Consider the following 4,168-nt stretch of genomic DNA (forward strand, 5'->3'; position numbering starts at 1 on the left):
GTACCAGAAGGAGCTGTAGGCGTCGAAGGCCTGGACGGCTTCGAGAAGCGGTGCGATTCCGGGATTGTTGTCGAGGTATTGCACGACACCGTTGGGGTCAGAGCTGCGTTGGGGAAGCAATGATCCGGGGATGGATGCGAGGGCGAGCAGGAGAAGCAGGAACAGCGCGGTTCGCATGCTGGTGAGTTGCCGCCATGCCCATCGCCCCCATCCTGCTGCGGCTGAGGTTCGCGGCAGTTCGGAATCGACATGGTCTTCGGGTCGGCGGGGGTCGGTGTCCGAGACGTCCGACTGGGTGGGCGCGCTCATCCGAGGGGTGCGCCGCGGGCGGCCATGAAAGCTTCGGGGTCGATGCGTGTGCCGTCGACAGTGACTTCGTAGTGGAGGTGACATCCGGTTGAGACACCGGTGGTGCCGGCCAGGGAGATGAGTTGTCCGGCGGCGACGGATTCGCCGGGGCTGACGACGAGCTGGCTGTTGTGGGCGTAGCTGGTCTGCACGCCCGCACCGTGGCTGAGCTGTACCCAGTTGCCGAGGCCTCCGAACCAGCCCGCGTAGTTCACGGTTCCGGCGGATGCGGCGTAGACGGGAGTTCCGCACCCGGCACCGAGGTCGACGCCGCGGTGGTAGGAGCTCGCTCCGGCGGTCGGTGCGACGCGTGGCCCGAATCCGTCGGAGATCCTGCCGCCGACGGGGCGTGTCCACCCCTGGTCGGAAAGCTGCCCGGAGTCCAGCTGCGGGGAACCGTTCGATGCGGCCGCCGCTGCAGCCGCGGCCGCCGCTGCAGCCGCTGCCGCCGCGCGACGGATCTCTTCGCCGCGAGCGTAGTCGGCTTCGGTGGCCTGACGGTTCTCTGTCAGAACGGCGAGCTGAGCTTTGAGGGTCTCGGAGTTCTGCAGTTGCAGGCCGAGCTGATACTCCACCTCTTGAGATGCCACGATGGCGGCGTCCATGGCGACCTGTGCTTCGCCGGCGAGACGGGCTCGTTCGGCTTGGGCGACGTCGGCCTGGTCGGTGAGCGCTTGGGCGGTGTTGCTGGCGGTCTCCGCCTTGACGTACAGCTGGTCGATGTTCTCGGACAGCCTCGAGGTGGTGGCGAGACGGGCCAGGAAGTTGTCGGCGTCAGCGCCGGAGAGAAGAAGCTGCGCGCTGAGCTGGTCGCTGCCGCCGGTTCTGGCCATCGAGCCGACGAGCCGCCCGACGGTGTCTCGCGCAGCGCCGGCGGCCTGTTCGGCGACGGCTGCTTGGGCTTCCAGCTCGCTAGCTTTCTCACCGGCTCGGTCGAGGGCATCCTGCGCGAGATCCCACTCGTTGGTGAGATCGAGGGCGAGTTGCTGCGCCTGGGCGAGATCCGCTTCGATCTGGCCGATGAGTGCGGTGAGCTCGCTGATCTGAGCTTGTTTGGTGGACTCGTCCGCGCGGGCGGCTTCCACCTCCGACCAGGTCGGGTATTCCTCGGCTGCGGCCGAAAACGGTGTGGTTGCAAGACCTGCCGTGATGGCAAAGCTGAGTGCGACCGAGAGAAGGATTCGGGACCGGCGCCGCGGCGTGCGACGACTGGCCCTCGGGGTCGAGGGAGCCATGAGGTGTCTGCTTTCCGATGCAAGAGAACGAGGGCGCGCTAAAGCGCGTGCAAGGGATCGCGGAATCTAGATGCGGAGCAGGCCTGTGATTTGTCGCGTGGCGACCGGCTGGAACGACAACAGCCACGGGCGCGGCGGTGCACTTCCGGCGGCCGGTAGGGGTTCTGCACGGGCGGAGCGGCGCGCCTGCGCCGTGACTAGCACGAGTAGACCAATCGCCGCGACACAGATGATGACCGCGCCGAGACAGTCCGCCACTCCCCCACCGTCGCCGACGGGGGCGTGGGTTGCCGGGGTGGCGTCGAGGACGATCACGGACGCGGCGACGTCGGCGTCGTGACTGGTTGAGGCGGCGTGAAGAACCGTCGCTGTCGCCGCGGCGACGCAGATCAGTAGGGCGAGCAGCACAGTGTGCAGAAGGCGAGGAAGTGCACGCGGCATAAGACGCATGGGTGTCACTGCCTTCCGCTTGCGGGGGTCCCTGTCACAGCGATTGTAAACGAGATCCTGTACTCTCGGAGGGATTTGCCCGCAACCGCGAATGGAATGTCGTGTCTTCTTCTGGCCCCACTCCTCCCCAACGGCGACGCTGGACGTCTGCCCAATTCGCCTATTTGGCGTTGGGACTGAACGGGTTGTGCCTGCTGATCCTCTTCGCGAACCTGCTGACCGGGAACTCCTGGTGGGAGATCGCCGTCCCTCTCGCGGTCGGTTGTCTCTTGTTGGGTGGCCTGTCCGGTTTCCAGACCAGACGGCTGCGTCTGAAGGAACGCCACCAGAACCGCTGACATTCAGCGGGTGCTTCGGGTCGGCACGGGACCGCTGGTATCCACGGTGCGGAAAAGAACACCGACGGCGATGAAGAATGCCGATCCGACCAGGATCAGGACCTGCCAGACCTCGCTTGTGAACTCAAACGGCCAGGCCGGGTTCCACAGCACGGCGAGGGGCAGCATCGGCAGGCCCCACCACCACTTCCGGTACTGGATGGCGATGACGGCGAAGATCAACGCCAGGATGCTGACCCCGTATCGGACGTACAGGTAGAAGTCGGTTCCGATCAGACCGATGCTGGCCAGGAGCACGATCGCTCCCAGCACGGCGGGAAGCATGCCGGGTCGGATGATGCGGGTTCGGTTTTCGCGCTTGGCCATCAGCGGGGGTCCTGCTCGGCGTTGCGTCGTTTGCTGCGGATCGAGACGACGATGGCGACTGCGACGATGGCGAGCACGACGACGATGCCGCCAACGAGCGCGATCGGGAACAACGTCGAGTACACGTCAGTGCCGGCAGCCGCCGTTTCGGCTGGCGTCTCCGCTGGTGCATCGGTGGCTGTCTCCACGGGGGCCGTGGTGGGTTCTGGCGTCTCGGTCGCGGTTGGCGTGGTGGTGACTGTGGGTATCGGTTCGACTGCGTAGGTGAAGCCGTATTGGCCCGAGATTGGGTGTCCATCGGCGGAGACGGTTTGCCAGAGCACCTGGTAGGCACCTGCCGTTGTGGGGCTCACGGTTTTGGTGAGGGTGGTGTTGTCGATGGTGATCTCGCCGGTGGAGATGTCCGTGCCCGCGGGGTCAAGGACCGCGATCGCGATGCCGGTGTCGAAGCCGGCGAGAGGCGCTTCGTTGAAAGTGAGCTGCACCTGTGCGATCGGGGTGGTGACGGTCTCGTCGATTCCAGGGGTGGAGACGGCGAGGGCGTCGTGCGCGGTTGCAGTCGGGGCTGCTCCGAAGAGGATTGCAGCTGCGGCAAGGAGGGCAGTGGCGGCCGCGGAGATCCGGTGGCGGGTACGGCGTGTCATGGTGCTTCTTTCGGGTTGCGGGCGTCGGTGTTGTGGCTGCTAAGGCGTTGGAGGTAGCCGTTGTAGGCGTCGAGGTCAGCGTCTCCGTGGACGTCGTGGCGGCGGTCGGCGGCTTTGGCTCGGGTGGTGTCGTCGCGGTGCCAGCGGGAGAGCAGCACGAGCACGATGATCAGGGTGGGAAGTTCGCCGTACGACCAGGCAAGGGCGCCGGCGACGAGCTGGTCTTGGAGCGGGTCGATCCCCCAGGAGGGCGGCGGTGTAGCGAAGTAAGTAACCAGGGGCAGTGACGCGAGCATGATGATGACGCCGAAGAAGGCGTGCAGCGGCATCTCTGCGAAGACGTCGAGGAGGCGTCCGAGGTGGGTCTGTCGGGCCGGGAGCGGATCGGCGGAGATGAGCGGGATGGTGAACAGAATCCCGCTGACGAGGAACAGCAGCTCGAGGCCGACGTGGCCAGTCCAGGTTCCGAGCAGCGCGCTTGCGATGCCGCTGAGGTAGAGGCCGTAGAAGGTGAACAGGAATAGCGGGATCATCACGGCCGGGTGCAGCGCGATACGTGCGGCACGGGACCGGAGTCCGGCCAGGGCGGCGCGTTGGACGTACGTGCCGGGGCCGCGGTGAGGGACGGCTTTCAGCAGCAGAGTGCCTGGGGACCCGAGGATGAGCAGGGGCGGAACGGCCATCATGAGGGTGAGCTGCTGGAACATGAACACGGAGAACATGCGATACCCGTAGCCTTCGAGGCCGGCGCCCATCGTGACGATGAGGATGACGCATCCGACGAGGA

At 66.1% G+C, this 4,168-nt stretch carries 5 protein-coding genes; all 5 read right to left on the reverse strand.

Annotation, left to right across the window (positions count from 1 at the left end; translation table 11 throughout):
* Nucleotides 1-309: cytochrome c biogenesis protein ResB (locus Q0D75_RS20890; RefSeq protein WP_291057800.1), on the reverse strand; the 309-nt coding region annotated here is incomplete at its 3' end.
* On the reverse strand, nt 306-1,433 hold the full coding sequence (locus Q0D75_RS20895; RefSeq protein ID WP_291057803.1) for a M23 family metallopeptidase: 1,128 nt from the start codon (nt 1,431-1,433) through the stop codon (nt 306-308). The genes Q0D75_RS20895 and Q0D75_RS20890, both read right to left, overlap by 4 nt.
* A gap of 941 nt (nt 1,434-2,374) precedes the next feature.
* Nucleotides 2,375-2,737, reverse strand: coding sequence for a DUF6804 family protein (locus Q0D75_RS20900; protein WP_291057805.1), 363 nt, complete (start codon nt 2,735-2,737; stop codon nt 2,375-2,377).
* Nucleotides 2,737-3,381 (reverse strand): copper resistance protein CopC, encoded by a 645-nt coding sequence (locus tag Q0D75_RS20905; RefSeq protein WP_291057807.1) that lies wholly within the window; start codon nt 3,379-3,381, stop codon nt 2,737-2,739. The genes Q0D75_RS20900 and Q0D75_RS20905 overlap by 1 nt, the downstream gene beginning before the upstream one ends.
* On the reverse strand, nt 3,378-4,168 hold a 791-nt coding region (locus tag Q0D75_RS20910), incomplete at its 5' end, for a cytochrome c oxidase assembly protein (RefSeq protein ID WP_291057809.1). The genes Q0D75_RS20905 and Q0D75_RS20910, both read right to left, overlap by 4 nt.

The sequence above is a fragment of the Herbiconiux sp. genome (genome assembly GCF_023264855.1).
GTDB lineage: Bacteria > Actinomycetota > Actinomycetes > Actinomycetales > Microbacteriaceae > Herbiconiux.

What these genes read in the sequence shown, in the direction of transcription:
- Q0D75_RS20905 (WP_291057807.1), bottom strand. Translation starts at nt 3,381, where the DNA reads ATGACACGCCGTACCCGCCACCGGATCTCCGCGGCCGCCACTGCCCTC.
- Q0D75_RS20900 (WP_291057805.1), bottom strand. Translation starts at nt 2,737, where the DNA reads ATGGCCAAGCGCGAAAACCGAACCCGCATCATCCGACCCGGCATGCTT.